The sequence below is a fragment of the Candidatus Binataceae bacterium genome, from assembly GCA_035500095.1.
GTDB lineage: Bacteria > Desulfobacterota > Binatia > Binatales > Binataceae > JAKAVN01.
In genome coordinates this window covers 12,218-30,385 of the sequence record DATJXN010000038.1, presented here as the reverse complement: position 1 = coordinate 30,385, position 18,168 = coordinate 12,218, and the positions used below count along the sequence as shown (strand labels likewise).

Genomic DNA, 18,168 nt, shown 5'->3' with positions numbered 1-18,168 from the left:
GCCGCCGCTCGTGCTGCCGCTTGCGATCTCGTTCTTCACCTTCGAGCAGCTTACCTATCTAACCAGCGCGTGGCGCGGCGAACTCGAGACCCGCGACTTCCTGAGCTACGCGCTCTTTATCACTTTTTTTCCGCATCTGATCGCGGGCCCGATCGTCCGCTACGGCGAAATCTTCCCCCAGCTCAATCGCGCAAGCCGCTACCGGCTCGACGCCGGCAACCTTTCGGCGGGGTTCATGATCTTCGCGATCGGGCTCTTCAAGAAGGTGCTGATCGCGGACACTTTCAAGGGATGGCTCGACCCGGTCTTCGACACCGCCGTTCATCCCGGGTTCGTTGACGCGTGGGCAGCGACGCTCGCCTTCGCCTTCGAGATATATTTCGATTTTTCGGGTTACTCGGACATGGCGATCGGACTTGCGCGGATGCTCAACGTGAGTTTTCCGGAAAACTTCGACTCGCCCTACAAGGCGCAGAGCCCGATCGAGTTCTGGCGGCGTTGGCATATCACGCTGTCGTTCTTTCTGCGCGACTATCTCTATATTCCGCTCGGCGGCAACCGACGCGGCCGGCTGCGGCAGCATCTGAACCTCTTCGTCACGATGCTGCTCGGCGGGCTGTGGCACGGCGCGGACTGGACCTTCGTGATGTGGGGGGCGTTTCATGGCGTCGCGCTCTCCGCGAATCATCTGTGGCGCGACCGCAGGTCGAGCATGCCGCCGGCGCTAGCCTGGATGCTCACCTTCCTCTTCGTGACGCTCGCCTGGGTGCTGTTCAGGGCGCATTCGATCGATAGGGTCGCGGCGATCTTCGCCGGCATGGCGGGTCTGAACGGCTTCGGATGGGCCGGCGGCAGTGTCGGTCCGCCCGAGCTTCGCGAGTGCGCGGCGGGACTCCTGCTCGTGCTCTGCTGCCCCAACCGCCAGATGATCATGAGTTGGCAATGGCGGAGCGACTACCTCTACGCGGCGGCTTTCGCCGTGCTTGCCGGAATAAGCCTGCTCCAGATGTCCAACCCGCCGCCCTTCATCTATTTCCAGTTCTAGGCGGCGTCGCCGAGGCATGAACTCCGCTCGCCGTCTCGTGCTGATGCTGCTCGCGCTCGCCGTCTTCTGTGCGGCGGCGATCATCGTCAACTACCTGACAAACCCGTATGGCGCGTGGCGAACGGCGTTAATCGATCCGATCTTTCGCGCCGACAGCGACCCGCGCATGATCACGCCCTACCTGGTGCGCACGATGCAGCCGGAGACTTTGCTCGTCGGCAGTTCGCGCGTGCGCGTCGGCATGGCGATCGAGCAGGGATACCGCGACGGCGTGCTCAATGGCGCGCTCCAGGGCGTCGACGCCGAGGAAGCGGTGGAGGTGGTGCGCGTGGCGCTGCGCAACCCGAAGCTCAAACGGATCGTGTGGGGTGTCGATTTTTTCTCCTTCGATGAAAGCTGGATGCCGGACCGCGAGACGATGGCGCGGCTGCGCGGCGATCCCTGGATCATGTTCAGCGAGACGCTGCTTAATCTCGAAGCGCTCGACGCCGGGCGGCGCGAGTTCGATCGCGCGTGGCACGGCCGCAAGGCGCTGCGCGCCGAATGGACGCGGCCGGTCCCGTGGCCGCAGGCGGAGGTGTGCGAAAGGCTCGCCGAGTTGGGCCGCGCCGGCCTCGATTCAATCGGCGGCGCAAAGATCCAGCTTCAGCTTATCGGCGACGTCCCGGACTACACAGGCTACAGCCTCTCGCAACGCAAGCTCAGCGACTTCGCCGCGGCCGTCGCGCTCTCGCGCCGGCGCGGAGTCGAGGTCATCGTGTTCGTCCCGCCGATAAGCGGCTACGTGCTCGAGATGATCCGGCAATCGGGACAATGGCTGACGTTCCAGCAATGGAAGCGCGATCTGTTGGCGGCCGGGCCGTATTGGGATTTCTCCGGTTACCACGCGTTTGCGCTGTCGCCCGGGCTTTTCAAAGACGTGATGCACTTCAAGCCGGCGGTGGGTCACCTGCTTCTGCGCCGCCTGCTCGGCCTTAATACCTCGGGATGCGATTTGCGGAGCCGCATCGTTACCGAAGCCGGAACGTGGGTCGATAGGCGAGCGCTTTGCGACGTGCAGAAGACGCAAGAGGCGCGGATGCGCTCGGCGACGGCCTCCGAAAATGATTTTGTCCGCGCCGCCGCGCAGGCGCTCGCCGCGCGGGGTTTCTCCCCGGCCGCGCTCATGGCCAGGGCGCCGGCGCTCACGCACCGCACCGGCGCATCGTGCTGTCACTGCGATACGTCGCGCCAGCCGTCCGACGGGCCCTGAACGTCTCACATTAGCTTTCGCTATAGCTTCGCGCGGCGCGTTGCGGATGCGCAACGGCATCTCCGCGCGCCTTATTCACGCGTCGAAGCATAGGTACACACTGAAGAAGATTGGCCGCATAAGCTGCTCTATAGCCGATGGCGCGAAGGTTGCACGTCTGATTGCTGACCGAGAGGCATATTAGCGCCCGGGAGCCTCAGAGAAGCGGTGCAGGGTGTCGCGCCGCGGCGTGATACGCAGGCGCGCAGCAGCAGGCGTCTCTGGCTTCCCGGATTCGCGAAAATGCCGTCCGGCTAGAGGGTTTTGGGTAACTGTCACGCTGACGATTCCGACGGAGGGCCTGAGAAAGCGCTGGTAAATCATGGAATATTATCATCATTTTCGGATGACGGCTCCGCCGTTCCAGCCTGCGTCGCCCAACAGCGCCGTGTACCTGAGTCCCACCCACATCGCGGGACTCGCCACGCTCGAGTCGGGCCTGACGGGCGAGCTTACCGGCCTGACCATGCTCACGGGCGAAGCCGGTACCGGTAAAACGACGCTCATCTATTCGCTGCTCCAGCGCGATTACAAGCGCGTCCGGGTCGCGTTGGTCGAAGATCCCAAGCTCTCGTTCATCGAATTGATGCGGGTGGTCCTGGCTCAGATGAATCTCTACACCACCGGCTCGAGCAAGGTCGATTATCTCGAAACGCTGGACAAGCTGCTCAAACTCCGCGGCAAGGAAGAGCGGATCGCGATTATCGTCGATGAATCCCAGCTTCTTAGCGACGACGTGCTGGAGGAGTTGCGTTTGCTCTCGAATCGCGCCGACCGCACCCTGCAGCTCATCCTGGTGGGTCATCCGGAACTCGCCGAGCGGCTGAAGAAGCCGGAACTGCGCCAGCTCAATCAGCGGATCTCCTCGCGCGGCGTCCTGACCCCGCTCACGCCCGCGCAGGCGATCAAATACGTCGAGTGCAAGCTGAGCGCCCAGGGGGCCAGCTGCGCCCAGGTCTTCGAGCGCGGCGCGCTAAAGCGTCTGCTCCGGCGCAGCGACGGCATCCCCCGCAAGGTCAACATGCTCTGCCATACCGCGATGCATACCGCGTACATGGCGGGAGAAAGAAAAGTATCCTACAAGACCGCGAACAAGGTCGCTGCGGCCTATCACGACTCGCTGAAGATCGACAAGCCGGGCCTGAGGCTGGAGCGTTTGAAGATGCCCGCGCTATACGCTGGCGGCGCGCTGGCGGCGCTATTGCTCTTGAGCTTCCTTCGGCCGCACTCGGGGCCGGTCAGCCAGACCGCATCAGCCAGCGAAACCGTCAAGCGGACGGCCGGAGCGGCGATGCCGGCGGAGCCGGTCAAAGCGGTCGCGCAACCGGGAACTCCGGGACCTGGAGACGCCGGCGCGAATCCGGTAACCGCTTCGCTCGCGGCTCGTCCTGAATTGCGGGTGCCACTCAATGCGGCTGCGCCGCCCACGGCCCCAACGAGCAGCGTCGCCGCTCCGGCGACGGCGCCCGCCGCAGTTCCGCCCGCGCCGGCAGCGCCCGCGCCGGCAGCGCCTGCCCAGGCAGCGGTGCAGAAGCAGCCCGGAGCGTCCGCGGCTCCGCTGCTCCAGGGGAATCAGATTATCGTCAGGAATGGCGATACGCTGGAGAAAATTGCCATCCGCTATTACCGGTCGAACGCTGGAATCAGCGAACTGATCAAAGCCAATCCGCAACTGAGCGACGTCAACCATCTGACCATCGGACAGGTGATAAATCTGCCCCCGGGAATCGGCGGGCACTCAAGAACGATTTGAAGTTTCGCCGGCGCGTGAGCGCGCGCGCGGCCGACGGCTACGAGGCCGAAGAAATATAGCTCCGCAGGTCGTCGAGTTCCGACTGCGCCTCCTGCAGTCGTTGCTTCACCACGTCGCCGATACTGACGATCCCCTCCAGCGCTCCCTTGCGAACCACCGGCAGGTGACGAATCCGCCTGAGCGTCATCACTTCCATCAGTTCGACGATCGCGTCGTCGGGCGAGCAGGTCCTGACTTCGGTCGTCATCAGGCGCTCGACTGGTAGCGCGGTCACCGTTTCGGCATGCCGGGCAATGCCGCGGATGACGTCGCGCTCGGAGACGATCCCGACCAGGCGGCCGTCTTCATTAACCACGGGGGCGGCGCCGATGCGATTCTCGCTGAGCACCCTCACCAGCGTGGCTACGGTGTCGCGCGGCGCGACCGTGACGACGTTATGCCCCTTTATCTCCAGGACCGCGGAAACCTTGGTTGCCATCTTGCGATCTCCTGGGCGTACTTGGCCGACGATCAAGTCTGCGCGCACGGTCGCGCGTGGATCAAGCCATGCTTTTTGCGGGCCCGCCGGGAGAAAGCGCCACCGGGCGTGCCGGGGCATTCGCCGCAACGCCGGAGCGATCTGAATGCTAATTTGACGCGTGGTTGAGCGCGCGCGCGGCTACAAATCCTTGTCGCTCCTCACGAACCGCATCCCCGACGCCGCCATCGAATGGCCCAATTCGACGTCGGCGAGATGCTTGAGCGTTTCGGCGTCGTACACGTTGAGCGAGTGCCACTGGCCGCCGCAGTATAGCTTCTTGCCCTCGGGATGAATCAGCGGAACCGCCTGGCTGTTCGCCAGCGAAGCCTGCGCCTCTCGTTTGCGCGTTTTGTAGTCGATCTTCCAGAGATCGTTCCAGACGAAGAACGCCTTGTGCAAATCGGGCCCGGTGCCGATTCCTTCGACCGTGTACCAGTCCTCGACGAAGGGCTCGAGTTCGATGATCTGGAGCGTGGGATTTTTCTGCTTGAGATCGATCATGCCGATCGACAGCGTGTCGGTGTCGGTTATCGAGTCTTCGACGATGATTGCGAAAGTGAGCAGATAGTTCTGCTCCTGGTAGTTGGCCAGCACCGGCAAGCCGTAGGTCGCGCGAATGCCGGTGATATTCCGATGGGCGAGCGGGATGGAGCCCAGCCGATGGCCGTCGTTGGAATCGAGCACGATGATGTCCTGGCCGATGCAGAAGGCGTAAATCCGCGTGCCGTCGGGCGAAAACGCAAACGACAGCGCCTGCTCCGGCGCGGGGAACGTCTTTATCGGCTTGTTGGCCGCGGTATCGAAAACGCGAAAGCGCGGCGCTTCGTGCTCGTAGCGGCCGAGGCTCTGCTTGAGCGGGAGTTCGTAAACGTAGAGCCGATCGCCCTTGGGGTTCAGATTGATCGCCTCGACCCGCACGATCTCGGTGTCGCTCGAAAGCTTGCAGGTTGCAACCTGCTTGCCCTGCTCGAGGTCAACGACGGCGATCGCCTGATCGAGGTTGGTCGTCGCATAGGCATAGCGCGGAGCGTTCGGGTTGGTCGCGATCGCGAGCACCGGGCCCTGGCCCTCGAGCGGGATGGTCTTGACCAGCTTGTCGGTGGTTGTGTCGACGACTTCCACGTTGTTGGGCAGCGTGCCGACGACCACGTACCACTTGGCCGATGCGCTGGAGGCCCACATCGTAAGGGCGCACGCAAAAATCAACGAGCAGTGCGATCGCAGATGGAGCGCGATTCTCCTCGTCATCTGGAAAGCCATCCTTCGGGCCGTACCGCCCGGCTTCAAAATCGTGAGCTTTGCTCCGGGCGCGGGGGACGCGTCCGGAAACAAACCCGTCGCTTGGCCGCCAATCAGCCGGCAGTATTGTCCATACAAGCTGGTATTTGCAAAAGCTCGTGAGGCGGCGCGCGCTCAGGTTCGCGACATTTGCGGTCCAGGGCCGCCAAGCAGGCCCGTTGACGGTGCCGACGCCGGCCCCGCAGCTGACGGAATCATCTCAGAGAACTGCGTACGCGCCGGACCGGCCGTTACCTGGTCTTGGGCAAGCTGACGAACACCGCGGCGGCGACCACCGAGGTCCAAAGCCCCTCGCGATCGCCGATCGCCGATTGCGTCACGTTGCGGGTCGTGACGATCTTGTCCGAGAGTTTCCAGATGTCCTTGCGCTCGTCGTAGCTCGCGTTGGGATCGAAATCGACGCCCAGGATAGTCGCGAGCATCGTGGCCGCCAGATCTTCGGCGTAGTCGCCAGCTTTCTGGTCGGTCTCGCCGAAACTCTTGTGCTCGGAGAGATACCCGTACTGGTCCTTGTCCGCGGGTATCGCGAGGCCGACGGACGTAGCGACCAGGCGATGCGGTTCATTGGTGGCGTTGTCGTACATCACCGCGTACACGATCTGCCCGGGCTTCAGATGTTTGAGTCCTTCCTGCACCGGAATAACTCTGCATCCGGGAGGAAAAATCGAACTGACCCGCACCAGGTTGAATTCCGCTATACGGGCGTCGCGCAGCGCCAGCTCGAACGAGGTCAGCTTCTCGCTATGCCGTCCCACGCCTTTGGTCAGGAAAATTGCGTCTCCGATCGGCCCCATCTAAGTCCTCCGCGTCCTTGCTACGGCGTCTCCCGCAAATCGGACAGTAACGTGATTGATTTTACCGTAAGCTGGCCGGCGATCGTACCCGAGCCGGCATTGCGGCAGCGTTATATCCGCATTTCCGCCGGATGATCGCGCGGCCGCCGCCATGTTGCTTACCTTCCATCCGGTGACGGCGCAACGGGTTCCCAATTGGGTTTTCTGATTCGTCCCGGCAATTTGCCGTCCCGGGGCGAACTGTGGTACCGCGGCCTGAAGGGCCGACATAAGTTTTTCCAGGAGGACCGCCGATGATTTCGCTTCGCGACTATGCTTCTCACGACGGACTCGGTCTGGCTGAGTTGGTGGCGCGCAAGGAAGTGACGCCCGACGAGCTCGCCGCCGCGGCGCTCGAGGCGGTGGCCAAACTAAATCCCAGGATCAATGCCGTGCTGGGGACACTTCCCGCGGAAAGCGCCGCCGCGATTCGCGCGGGCCTCCCCGCCGGCCCCTTCGCCGGCGTTCCCTTCCTGATCAAGGAAATCGTTCTGCACGCCAAGGGCGTGCGCTGCGAGATGGGCTCGAAGCTGGCCCACGGCTTCGTGCCCGACGCCGACACCGAATTGATGGCGCGGTTTCGCCGCGCCGGCTTGGTGCTCGTGGGCACCACGCAAACGCCCGAGTTCGGCTACAACCCCACTACGGAGCCGCGCGCGTTCGGCCCGGTGCACAACCCGTGGGACCTCGTACGCAGCTCCGGCGGCTCGAGCGGCGGATCCGGCGCGGCGGTCGCCGCAGGCATCGTACCGGTCGCCCACGCCAACGACGGCGGCGGATCGATTCGCATTCCTGCCTCCTGCAACGGACTCGTCGGGCTGAAGCCCTCGCGCGACCGGATTCCGTCGGGCCCCGACTATGGCGATCTGCTCTGCGGCCTCGCCTGCGAATTCGTGCTGACGCGCAGCGTGCGCGACGCGGCCGCAATGCTCGACGCGGTGGCCGGCCCCGACGTGGGAGCGCCAAGCCGTCCCGTGCCTCCGGCGCGGCCCTACCGCGAGGAGATCGCTATGCCGCCGGGCCGCCTGCGTATCGCGTGGACGGCGACGCCAGCTTCAGGGGCCAGGATCGACCCCGAATGCGAAAAGGCCGTGCACGAAACCGTGCGGCTCCTCGAAAGCCTTGGGCATACACTGATCGAAGACCATCCGCGGTTCGATTGGAACGCGTTTCTCGACAACGCACACGTCATTTGGACCGCGTTCGCCGTCGCATCGATCGACTTTGCTGCGGCCGTGAGCGGCCGCAAACCGGGACCCGACAACCTCGAGGCGGTGACAATTGCCTGCTACGAGGACGGCAAGCGCTACTCGGCCGCGGATCTGATCAACGCGATGGCGCACGGCAACCTGGTGTCGCGCCAGGTCGGCGCTTTCTTCGAAGAGGTTGACGCGCTCCTGACGCCGACGATCGCGCGTCCGCCCGTGCCGCTCGGCGAAGTGAACCAGGATCGCAAGGACATCACCGCGAAGGAATGGACGCACCAGGTTTTCTCATACGCGCCGTTCACTCCGCTCTTCAACACCACCGGGCAGCCGGCGATCTCGCTGCCGCTCCATTGGAGCGCAGGCGGCCTTCCGATCGGAGTTCAGATCGCCGGGCGCCTTGGCGATGAAGCGACGCTGCTGCGGCTCGCGGCCCAGCTAGAGCAGGCGCGTCCGTGGGCGGCAAGGCGTCCGCCGACGCACGCGGCGACGGCGTGACGGCCGCGTCGGGTCAGCCCAGCCCCGCGATTCGCGCGACCACGCGATCGACAAAGGCGCCGGCCGAGCCGAGGTAGGCGGCGGGATCGGTAAGGCGGTCGATCTGTTCGGGACCGAGATGAGAGCGCACCTCGGCGTCATCGCCGAGCGCCTGCGCCAGCGTTTTGCCCTCGGCAAGCGCGCGATCCGAGACACGCTTTAGCGCCTGATGGGCCGCCGCGCGGCCGATCGCCGGCGCAAGCCCGCTCGCGACCGCCTCCGCCATGATACGCCCGCCGCCAAGCTCCAGGTTGCGGCGCATCCGCGCGGCGTCGATCGTCATGCCCTCGGCGATCGAGCGCGCGTGCGCGATCGCGCCCGCACACAGCACGAAACATTGCGGGACCGCCAGCGCCTCGCTCTGCCACGGACCGGCCGCGCGCTCATGGTCCTGCACCATCGCGGTCAACGCCAGGGGCGCGAGCGCATGCACGCCGCGCGCGGCGGCGATTATGTATTCGGCGGCGACGGGATTGCGTTTTTGCGGCATCGTGCTCGAACCGCCGCGGCCCGGCGCATGCGGCTCGAAAATCTCGCCTACTTCCGTTTGCATCAGGAGCGCCACGTCGAGCGCGAACTTGGAGAGGCTGCCGCAAATGAGACCCAGCAGCGCGACTATTTCGGCGACACGATCGCGCGCGGCGTGCCAGGGCAAATCCGGCACGCCGAGGCCGAGTTCGTGCGCGAACGCTTCCGCGACCGCGAAGCCGTGCTCGCCGAGCGAGGCAAGCGTGCCCGCCGCGCCGCCGAACTGCACCACCAGCGCGCGGCGCGCAGCCTGTTCGAGCCGTTCGACATGGGCCGGAAACGGGGAGGCCCAAACCGCGCACTTGAAACCGAAGGTTACCGGCACTGCCTGCTGCAGATGCGTCCGGCCGGCCATCGGCGTGTCGCGAAACTCGCTCGCGCGTCTCGCCAGCGCGCGCGCGAGCACGACGAGGTCGCGCCGCAGATACTCGAGCCCGCTTCGCATCCGGAGCACCAGCGCGGTGTCGAGAATGTCCTGCGTGGTCGCGCCCAGATGGATATAGCGCGCGGCCTCGTCGCCTGCGGCGCGGCCAAGCTCGCCCACCAGCGCAGGCACCGGCACGCCGGTCTCGCACACGCCCTCGGCGATTCGTTCGAGCCGCAGGTTTTCGACTCGCGCCGCTTTTGTGATCGCCTCGGCGATGTGTTGCGGGACGAGGCCCACCTTCGCCTCGGCGCGCGCCAGCGCAGCCTCGACGTCGAGCATCGCCTGAAGCTCGGCCGCGTCGGAAAAAAGCGCGCGCATCTCGGCTGTGCTCCACAGCGCGCCGGAGATTTCCGAATCCGCCGGATGCACGCTCATCGCTTCCGTCCGCGCAACTGCGAGCCCATCGTTTTTACACGTCGAGCAGAATGGTCTCGTCTTTATACATCAAAAAAGACGGTCTCGTCGGCGCCCTGCAATACGATATCGAAATGAAGTACGCGCTCGGCTGTGCCGCCGGCAGCCGCGCGCGCGACAAGCGTTGCGCGGCGCTTTGCGGGAATCGCGCTCAGCAGCGGATCGCCGTCATTAAGCGGCTCGTCCGGGAAATAGAGCCGGGTGGCGAGCCGCTTCAGGAGCCCGCGCGCGAACACCGACACGTTGATATGCGGTGCCTGCATCGCGCCGCCTTCTCCCGGCACCGCTCCTGGCTTTACCGTGCGCAGGCGAAACCGCCCTTCGGAATCCGTGGCGACGCGGCCGAAGCCGTGGAAGTTGGGATCGATGGGTCTGTTCCCCTGGCCGTCCTCTTGGCGATCCGCGGGATGGTCGTAACGGCCGGCGGCGTTGGCCTGCCATATCTCGACCATCGCGTCGCCCACGGGCGCACCGTCGCCGTCGCGCACGCGTCCTTCGATTGCGATACGCTCGCCGGCCGCGCCGCGCGCCGCGAGATCGTTCCATCCCTCGTGCAGCAGCGCGCGATGGAAAAACGGGCCGATGGTTTGCGAGGGCGTCAGACGGCTCATCGTGGGCCACCGCTCCCGCCGCTCTCGAACGGGGTCGCATCGCGGCCGCGCAGCACGATATCGAAGCGATAGCCGAGCGCGCGCTCCGGGATGGTCACCTCGATATCGAACGCGCAGACCAGACGCTCGCGCGCAGCCGGGTCGGGCACGCTCTGGAAGATCGGATCAAGCTGGAGCAGCGGGTCACCGGGGAAATACATCTGCGTGATCAGCCGGGTCGCGAAGCCGGGGCCGAAGAGGCTCAGATGAATATGCTGCGGACGCCATGCATTGTGGTGATTCTTCCAGGGATAGGCGGCCGGCTTGATGGTCGCGAAACGATAGGTGCCGTCGGCGCCGGTCGCCACGCGGCCGACGCCCGAAAAATGCGGGTCGAGCGGCGCGTCGTGCTGATCGACGTCGTGCGCGTAACGGCCCGCCGAGTTCGCCTGCCAGATCTCCACCAGCGCGTCGGGAACCGGGCGGCCGTCCTCGTCGAGCACGCGGCCGGTCACCACGATGCGCTCGCCGAGCGCCTCGCCGCCGGCGAAGCGCGTGAGGTCCGTGTCGCCTGCGCTTACGAAATCGGCGCCGAGTCGCGGCCCGGTTATCTCGGAGAGGGTGTGTGCGATACGAACCGGCGGATTTTTCGGGGCGCGCTTGTGTGTGCTCGCGTACGCCGCATGATCGTAGGGCGGATCGATTCCGCTCGCGATGCGGCGGTAACCGAGGAGCGTGCTCGTCATGCTCTCTCTCCCTGGCTCCTGAACGCGACCCCCAGTGCAAGCCCCTTATATCACAGCGGGCGGCAGATGATGTTGAGGACGGCCTGGCGGTGCTCTTCGCGCACCGCGCGGAGCGCCCGCTTGAGCGCCACCGGCAATTCCACGGGGTCGCTCACTGCCTCGCCGTAACCGCCGTACGCCTCGGTGAATTTTTCGTACGCCGGTTGCATCCCGAAACGCACGAACGGCATCTCCCCGGTGCGCATCGACCATCCTTCCGGATGCACGCCCTCAACCGAACGATGCACCGCGCCCCATCCGCCGTTGTTCGCGATGATCGTCAGGGTCGGCAATCCGAGCGTGGCCGAGGCCAGGTGGCATGCGCTCGGCACGCTGAAGATGTAACTGCCGTCGCCGACCACCGCGATCACCGTCTTCTCAGGCGCGCCCAGCTTGATGCCTAGCGCCGCGCCCACGCCCCATCCGAGGTGTCCGGCGGTGGAATGGCCAAACTGCATGCCGGGACGGTCGAGCGTGATATGGCGCAGGCTCAGATTGTATTCGTTGACGAACACCGTTTGCTCGTCGCAGGCGCGATCGAGGCAGTGCGCGAGCCACTCCATCGTGACGTGACTATGCTTGCCCGCCGCTTCTATTTCCGCCTGCGCCGCAGCGGCGAGGTCGCGATGCCGTCGCGCGATTGTGGCCGCGCGCCGTTCGATCGCGCCTTTGTGGGCGGCGCGCATCGGCGCCATCGCCTCCGTCAGCATCGGAATCGCTACGGCCGAATCGGCCTGCACCGCCAGATCGGAAGGGAAGCTCCATATCGGGTAGCGATCGTAAATCGGGTTGACGCCCAGGTGGATGATTTTGGTCTCGACGCCGGGAGCGCGCAGATGCGGAATCCACGGGACGTCGGTATCGATCACCACTATGAGATCGGTGTCGTCCAGGTAGGGCGCGGGATCGTAGCCGAGATGCAGCGGATGGTTGTTGGGAAAGTTTACGTAAGCGGGGTTCGGATGCTCAACTACCGGCAGCGCGAACGACTCGGCCAGCGCGACCAGGCTCGCAACCGCCGCCGGATTGCGCCCGAGCATTCGCGTCACAACAAGCGGATGCTTCGCCTCCGCGATCATCCGCGCCATCGCGGCGAGCGCAACTGGCGACGGCGCCGGCGGCATTACGGGCGCCGCGAGACCCTTGGGCGAGTAGCTGAATTCGCGCTGCGCCGCGGCCAGCACCTCGCGCGGCAGGCTCAGATAGACCGGTCCGCGCGGCTCCGCCATCGCGACCGCGAACGCGCGCCGCATCACGGCCTCGAGCTGATCGAAATTGCGCAGCTCGTAGTCCCACTTGACGAACTCGCGCACGATCGAGCCCTGGTCGAAGGATTCCTGCCCCCAGTGGATCAGCGTGTCGCGGCTCCCGGGCATCCCGGCCTCGGTCAGCGGCGTGCGCCCGGCGCACAGCACGAGCGGCACGTTGGAGCGATACGCGTTCATCAGGGCGCCAAGCGCGTTGGCGGTGCCCGGCGTGGTATGGACCATCGCGACCGCAGGTTCGCCGGTCGCCAGGTAGTAGCCGTGCGCCATGCTGACGACGCAGCATTCGTGCGCGACCATCATCGCGCGCGGCCCGGATTTGCCGTCGACGGTGCGCTTGGAGAAGGCGTCGATGATCGAGGCGAAATCAGTGCCGGCGTTGCCGATTAGATAGCGCACGCCGAGCGCGTCGAGCATTTCGAGAAAGGCCTGCGCGGTGTTCTCGACCGCAACCGTCTTGCGTGTGCTCATCGTGATCGCCGGCGCCCTCGCGTATTCGATAGCGCGCCCTCAACCGAAAGCAGAGCATACCCCGGTACGCCCGCGCTTACGACCTTTATGGCGCGCCGCGCGCCTTGGTGGATGCGGCTTTCGGCGCATCGCGCTTTCGATGGAAAATGCGTCATGACGCGCCTTCTTGCGTTCTCGCGCAGATTGCTCGACGGCCGCATCTTCATGCGGGTGGCCGTGATGCTCGCGCTCGCGGCGGCGTGCGCGGTTCGCGACGCCTCCCCTGCCCTTGCCGATCCCGTCGAGCCGGCGTGGCGCGCGATCGTACTCAAGGGTGCAGCAATCCCGCAGCTTCTCGGCAGCCCGGAGAGCCATCTTGAGGCGCTCGCGCTCCGCGGCGGGCATCTTGCGCCGATTCCTTTCCAGGTCGATGAAGTCCTGCCCGACGGGCGCTATGCACTGACCGAAGGCCCCGAGCCGCTCAGCGACGACAGCCCCGGGATTCTCGACCGCGACGATGAAATAGCGATGATGCTCTCCGATCTGGGCGATCGAGCCTCGCCGCCGCCCGCCGAGCTTCCCACAGACGCGCTCGAAATCGAAGCGCGGGACGCCGCGACCCATACGCTCCGCTATGCGTATCTCGCGGCCGTGCCGTCGCCACACCTCAGCCCCGTTTCGTATGTCAGTTACGATCCTGCGGCCGGCAGCGTCGAGGGCGGGAGCTACCGGATGATCTTTCGCGGTGATTTTCCGGTCGGCCTTGCGCTCCGAGACGATCGCGGCAATCTATCGCCGAGTCTAATCGAGGGTACCCAGGTGCAGGTGACGGCGCGGGTGTTGAAGGTCTTCAAGCTGCGGCTCAACGCTAGCGGCGTGGCGAACGGCGTGATGGCCTGGCACGGCGGCTCTGTCCGAGTAATCCGGCGCGTGAGCCACTCGGTGAAGCTGCTCTTCGGTATCGAATCGCCGCGCGTATTCAGCGACGAGATTTTCTATCGCGGCTACGCGGAGGATTCATTCCTCGCGCGAGTCCTGTGGCTGCCGCGGCTCTTTTTCGACGGCGTTCAGGTGCGCACGTGGCTCGATTTCGTTGGCGTCGAGGACTTCGCGCTCGGATGGCGTACGAATGAGTGGAACCCCCTTGCGCCCGAGTCGAAACGGGCGGCGCTGGCCACAGAGCTCCGCGACGATGAGCCTGAGGTGAGATGGCTCGCGCTCAGAGGCGGCGGCAGAATCATTATGCAGACGTTCATGCCGTCGCCCGATTTCGCTACGCTCCGGCGATGGTTGTATTACTGCGACGGCAATGTAGCGGCGAACAAATCAGAGCGGGCGACCTCGTCATGCGCCGGGGGCGGGCTTCGAATCGGCTACCTGATGACCGGATGGGAAAACCTTGCGGCCGGAACGCATCGGGTCGATTCGATCCTGATGATTCTTGCCGACCGCGCGGAGCCGGACACGGTCGCGCGCGAGCTTGCGACGCCGCCCACCGTGACAGTGCGACCGGCGCGGCCGTAGCCGGCGAAAGTCAGCGGATCGTTCCGAGCTGGCGCAACAGCGGCATGATCTCGCGCTCGAAGCGCAGCGTATCCTCGTAGTACGCGAGAAAAACCATCAGCAGCCCGTCCATCCCCGAGCGATAGAGGCGATCGAGAGTCTCGGCAACCTGCTCGCGCGTGCCGATGAGCGGCAGCGCGCCGCCGCCGACCGCGAACATCTCGAGCGTGAAGTTGTCGAAGGACCCGCTTTGCGGCAGCAGACCATGCGCCCAATTCTCGGCCGCTTCGCGATCCATCTGCTCAACGATACGGCGGCGCTCGTCATTGGCTTCGCGCTCGGTTTCGCGCCAGAGCACGAATGGATAGCAGCAGCATTTGACGGAGCGCCCATAGCGCGCTGCGCGCGATCGAATGTCGGCGGTCAACCCGGCGCAGGCTTCGACCGAAGGCGGGGAGATAAAGGCCCAATCGCACAGGCGTGCGACCAGTTCGCGGGCGTCCTCCGAGACGCCGGCGTTGGCGATTGGCGGATGCGGTTTGCGGGTCGGCTGCGGCATCACCCATCCGCCGTGAATCCGATACCATTTCGATTCGTGCTCGAACGTGCCCGGCTCGCAGGTCCATAACCCCTTGACGATTTCGAGGTAGGCCGCGGTGCGCGCGTAGCGTTCGCCATGCGGCAGCACCTCGATTCCCATCATCGAGAACTCGCGCTCGCTCCATCCGCTGACCACGTTGAGGCCCCATCGCCCCTTCCCGATATGATCGAGCGTCGCCCCCATCTTGGCCGCGACCAGCGGATGGAAGATCGGCACGTGGACGGTGGAAAAGACCTGGATGCGCTCGGTGATCGCGAGCAGCGCACCCGCCCAGGTCATCGTTTCGAGCGAGGTGCCGAGGTAATCGGTCTTGCCGCCGTAACCCTTCCACTTGGCTACCGGAAAAAGAAAATCGAAGCCGGCAGCCTCGGCCGCGTGAGCGATCCGGGCGTTCGCTTCGTACGTCCAGTCGTCAGGCTCCGGCTTGTAGGTGCTGATCGAGTACGCGTTGCTGCAGTTGGGCATGAAGAGCCCAAGGCTGAGCGGCCCGCGAGGTTCTTCCACCTTTTTTCCAACCGCCATCGCGCTCTCCGAATGAGGAGGATGATAAACGGGTCCGCCGGCCTGCCGCCTATACCCCGGCGAGACGCTCGACCGCGCGCAGTATGCGCGCGCGCCGCTCCTTGGGGTCGGGCGCAAACGACTCGGGTTCGAGCGCTGTCGCGGTCACGCCCGCCTTTTGGAACTCGGCCAGCCGCGCCCGGCAATGGTCGACGCTGCCGAAGACGTAAATTTCCTCCAGCATCCGGTCCGGCACGGCGGCGACCGCGGCCTTGCGATCGCCCGCGTTCCAGGCCTTGGCCGCGGTCGCGGCCTCGGCCTCGAAGCCGATCTCACGGAAGAAATTGTTGTACTGCGGCACGGTCATGTAGGCGGTCAGATGGCGCCGCAGCTCGTTGCGCAGCGCGTCGTTGTCATCGTCGACCGCGACGAAGATCCGGCAGACGACGTCGAGCGGTGCTCTGGTGTCCTTGCCGGCCGCGCGCTGGCCCTCGCGCACGTGCGCGATCATCGCCGGCAACGCCGACGGCGTGATGAAGTTGGTGATGAGCCCGTCGGCGATCTCGCCCACGAGCCGGAGCATCTTCTCGCCCTGGGCGCCAAGGTAAATCGGCGGCGGCTGGTCCAGCGTGACAGCCATGCGAAAGCCGCTGACCTGTACGGTTTTGCCCTTGAGCGTGACCTTCTCCCGGGTGAAAGCGCCGCGGATCGCGGCGACGGTCTCGCGCACCCGGGTGAGCGGATGCTCGAACGGCACGCCCATCCACTGCTGCACGATCACCGGCGACGAGGTTCCCAATCCAAGGATGAACCGGCCGCCCGAAAGCTGCTGCACCGTCGCGGCCGACATCGCGATCAAGGCCGGCGGCCGGGTGAACGCCGGCACGATCGCAGTGCCCAGCCGCTGCCTGGGCGCGATCATCGCCGCGGCCGCGAGCGGCGAGAAGGCATCGGTCGCGTACGACTCGAACGACCAGAAATCGTCATAGCCGGCGCGCTCTGCGGTGCGCACCAGTTCGGTGAAGTGTTCGTTTTGAAAGGCTTCGAGCGGAATCGTAATTCCATGTCGCATCGTCGCGTATTTCTCCATCGCGCGCGGCTGCGGGCAGACAAACGCCGGCGGCTCGTTGCGCGCATCGTCTTTATTACATGGCTCTGCGCCCCGAGGCCAATTCGCCGGCACGGATCGGACAAGGCGCATTTCACGGATTTCCAAAGGCGGGGTTATACGTGCGATTGGTGTCTTCCGCCCGGTTTGCCGCCGGCCGGGCGCGTGAATAGGATGCGTCACCCGCGGTGCCACGCCGCCGCCGGACAAGTTGGTAAGCTGTGAGCGCCACACCCGACACGCGACGACCGGAGATTGCGGATAAAGCCGCCGGTCCGTGTCGCCGAATCCCGATACTCGACCGCATCCTCACGCTCGACCGCATTCTACCGACCGAGCCGGATTCGCCGCGGGCCTGGCTGATTGTCTTCGCCGCGTTCCTCTCGATGTTTACGTTGTTCGCGGTGGCGTACAGCTTTGGCGCTTTCGTTAAGCCGATGACGGCGGAGTTCCATTCCGGCCGCGCCGCAATCTCCGCGATCTTCTCGATCACCGCATTCATCTATTTTCTCTTCGGCGCCGCGGCCGGCCACATCTCCGACCGCATCGGCCCGCGTCCGATGATGATCGCGAGCGCGCTCCTGATGGGAGCCGGGCTCGTCCTGACCGCCGCGATCGGCCATCTGTGGCTTAGCTACCTGACCTATGGCGTCGGCGTCGGTCTGGGCGTCGCCTGCGGATACTCGCCGATGGTGGCGGTGGTCAGCGGATGGTTCGTGCAACGGCGCAATACGGCGCTCGGGATCGCCATCTCGGGCATCGGTTTCGGCACGATCGTCGGCGCGCCGCTCGCCGCCAAGTGCATCCCGCAATATGGATGGCGCATGACGTACGTGCTGTTCGGCGTGGCGAGCGCCGCGCTGCTCCTGGTTGCCGGTGCGCTGGTGAAGCGCTCGCCGACCGCGCGCGGCAGGACCGGCCCTACCGCGGGCGAGGCGCTGCGGGCGCCCGTCTTCATGCTGCTGTACGCGTCCTCGTTCCTGTGCTCGGTTCCACTCTTCGTCCCGTTCGTGTTCCTACCCGGATTCGCGCGCGACCTCGGAACAAGCGCTGTCTCGAGCGCCGCGTTGATCGGCGTAATCGGCATCGGGAGCGTCGTGGGGAGGCTGGGGCTGGGCGCGCTCGCCGACCGGATGAGCCTCGTCGGGCTCTACATCTTCTGCTTTCTGCTGCAGGCGTCGAGTTACGCCATCTGGCTTGGCGCCCACTCATATCCGACGCTGGTGGTTTTTGCGCTGGCGATCGGCACGGGCTATGGCGGTTACGTGGCGCTGGCGCCGGCGGTTCTGGCGCAATTCTTCGGCACCGGCAATCTAGGCGCGCTGGTCGGCTCGCTCTACACAAGTAACGCCTTCGGAACGCTTATCGGGCCGCCGCTCGCCGGCTTCATCATCGACCGCACCGGCGGCTACCGATGGGCGATCGGCGCGGCGCTGGCGATGGCGAGCGGAGCGGTTATCATCCTGCTGCCGCTGCCGAAAATCGAGGTTCCCGATTCCGCGCCTTAGAAGAC

General features: G+C 65.4%; 15 protein-coding genes. 6 read left to right on the top strand and 9 right to left on the bottom strand.

What is annotated here, in order from left to right:
* The 3 genes from VMI09_04700 to VMI09_04690 form a co-directional block, all read left to right on the top strand.
* Positions 1-1,045, top strand: a 1,045-nt coding sequence (locus VMI09_04700) for an MBOAT family O-acyltransferase (GenBank protein ID HTQ23972.1), incomplete at its 5' end; no start/stop codon positions are given.
* A 16-nt stretch (positions 1,046-1,061) separates the two neighbouring features.
* On the top strand, positions 1,062-2,297 hold the full coding sequence (locus VMI09_04695; protein HTQ23971.1) for a hypothetical protein: 1,236 nt from the start codon (positions 1,062-1,064) through the stop codon (positions 2,295-2,297).
* A gap of 361 nt (positions 2,298-2,658) precedes the next feature.
* Entirely contained in the window at positions 2,659-4,089 is a 1,431-nt protein-coding gene (locus tag VMI09_04690) for an AAA family ATPase (GenBank protein ID HTQ23970.1), read from the top strand.
* A gap of 37 nt (positions 4,090-4,126) precedes the next feature.
* On the opposite strand, the gene VMI09_04685 is transcribed toward VMI09_04690, so the two are convergent.
* The 3 genes from VMI09_04685 to VMI09_04675 all read right to left on the bottom strand — a co-directional run bounded on the left by VMI09_04685 (position 4,127) and on the right by VMI09_04675 (position 6,702).
* Positions 4,127-4,567, bottom strand: coding sequence for a CBS domain-containing protein (locus VMI09_04685; protein ID HTQ23969.1), 441 nt, complete (start codon positions 4,565-4,567; stop codon positions 4,127-4,129).
* A gap of 180 nt (positions 4,568-4,747) precedes the next feature.
* Entirely contained in the window at positions 4,748-5,857 is a 1,110-nt protein-coding gene (locus tag VMI09_04680) for a hypothetical protein (GenBank protein HTQ23968.1), read from the bottom strand.
* 281 nt (positions 5,858-6,138) lie between these two features.
* A complete protein-coding gene (locus tag VMI09_04675) occupies positions 6,139-6,702 on the bottom strand; it encodes an arginine decarboxylase, pyruvoyl-dependent (GenBank protein HTQ23967.1) in 564 nt (187 codons plus the stop codon).
* A gap of 293 nt (positions 6,703-6,995) precedes the next feature.
* On the opposite strand from VMI09_04675, the gene VMI09_04670 reads away from it, so the two are divergent.
* Positions 6,996-8,444, top strand: coding sequence for an amidase (locus tag VMI09_04670; GenBank protein HTQ23966.1), 1,449 nt, complete (start codon positions 6,996-6,998; stop codon positions 8,442-8,444).
* Positions 8,445-8,457: 13 nt separating this feature from the next.
* Here the strand turns inward: VMI09_04670 and pcaB are convergent, their stop codons facing one another.
* From pcaB to VMI09_04650, 4 genes are all read right to left on the bottom strand, one after another.
* Positions 8,458-9,813, bottom strand: coding sequence for a 3-carboxy-cis,cis-muconate cycloisomerase (pcaB, locus tag VMI09_04665; protein ID HTQ23965.1), 1,356 nt, complete (start codon positions 9,811-9,813; stop codon positions 8,458-8,460).
* Positions 9,814-9,875: 62 nt separating this feature from the next.
* Positions 9,876-10,463 carry a protocatechuate 3,4-dioxygenase subunit alpha gene (gene pcaG, locus VMI09_04660; GenBank protein HTQ23964.1) on the bottom strand — a complete coding sequence of 196 codons (588 nt, stop codon included), beginning with the start codon at positions 10,461-10,463 and terminating at the stop codon, positions 9,876-9,878.
* Positions 10,460-11,188: a protocatechuate 3,4-dioxygenase subunit beta gene (pcaH, locus tag VMI09_04655; GenBank protein HTQ23963.1), complete on the bottom strand. Its 729-nt coding sequence runs from the start codon at positions 11,186-11,188 to the stop codon at positions 10,460-10,462. Before pcaH ends, pcaG begins: the two co-directional genes overlap by 4 nt.
* Positions 11,189-11,238: 50 nt before the next feature.
* Positions 11,239-12,963 carry a thiamine pyrophosphate-requiring protein gene (locus VMI09_04650; GenBank protein HTQ23962.1) on the bottom strand — a complete coding sequence of 575 codons (1,725 nt, stop codon included), beginning with the start codon at positions 12,961-12,963 and terminating at the stop codon, positions 11,239-11,241.
* Positions 12,964-13,116: 153 nt separating this feature from the next.
* On the opposite strand from VMI09_04650, the gene VMI09_04645 reads away from it, so the two are divergent.
* Complete coding sequence (locus tag VMI09_04645) at positions 13,117-14,466, top strand: hypothetical protein (GenBank protein ID HTQ23961.1); 1,350 nt, start codon at positions 13,117-13,119, stop codon at positions 14,464-14,466.
* Between the two features lie 10 nt (positions 14,467-14,476).
* Here VMI09_04645 and VMI09_04640 read toward each other — a convergent pair whose 3' ends face one another.
* Positions 14,477-15,568, bottom strand: a complete 1,092-nt coding sequence (locus VMI09_04640) for an LLM class flavin-dependent oxidoreductase (protein HTQ23960.1) — start codon at positions 15,566-15,568, stop codon at positions 14,477-14,479.
* Positions 15,569-15,617: 49 nt separating this feature from the next.
* Positions 15,618-16,619 (bottom strand): LLM class flavin-dependent oxidoreductase, encoded by a 1,002-nt coding sequence (locus VMI09_04635; GenBank protein HTQ23959.1) that lies wholly within the window; start codon positions 16,617-16,619, stop codon positions 15,618-15,620.
* Positions 16,620-16,876: 257 nt separating this feature from the next.
* Here VMI09_04635 and VMI09_04630 point away from each other — a divergent pair, with 257 nt between their 5' ends.
* Positions 16,877-18,163 (top strand): MCT family MFS transporter, encoded by a 1,287-nt coding sequence (locus VMI09_04630; GenBank protein HTQ23958.1) that lies wholly within the window; start codon positions 16,877-16,879, stop codon positions 18,161-18,163.
* The last annotated feature ends 5 nt before the right edge of the window (positions 18,164-18,168 follow it).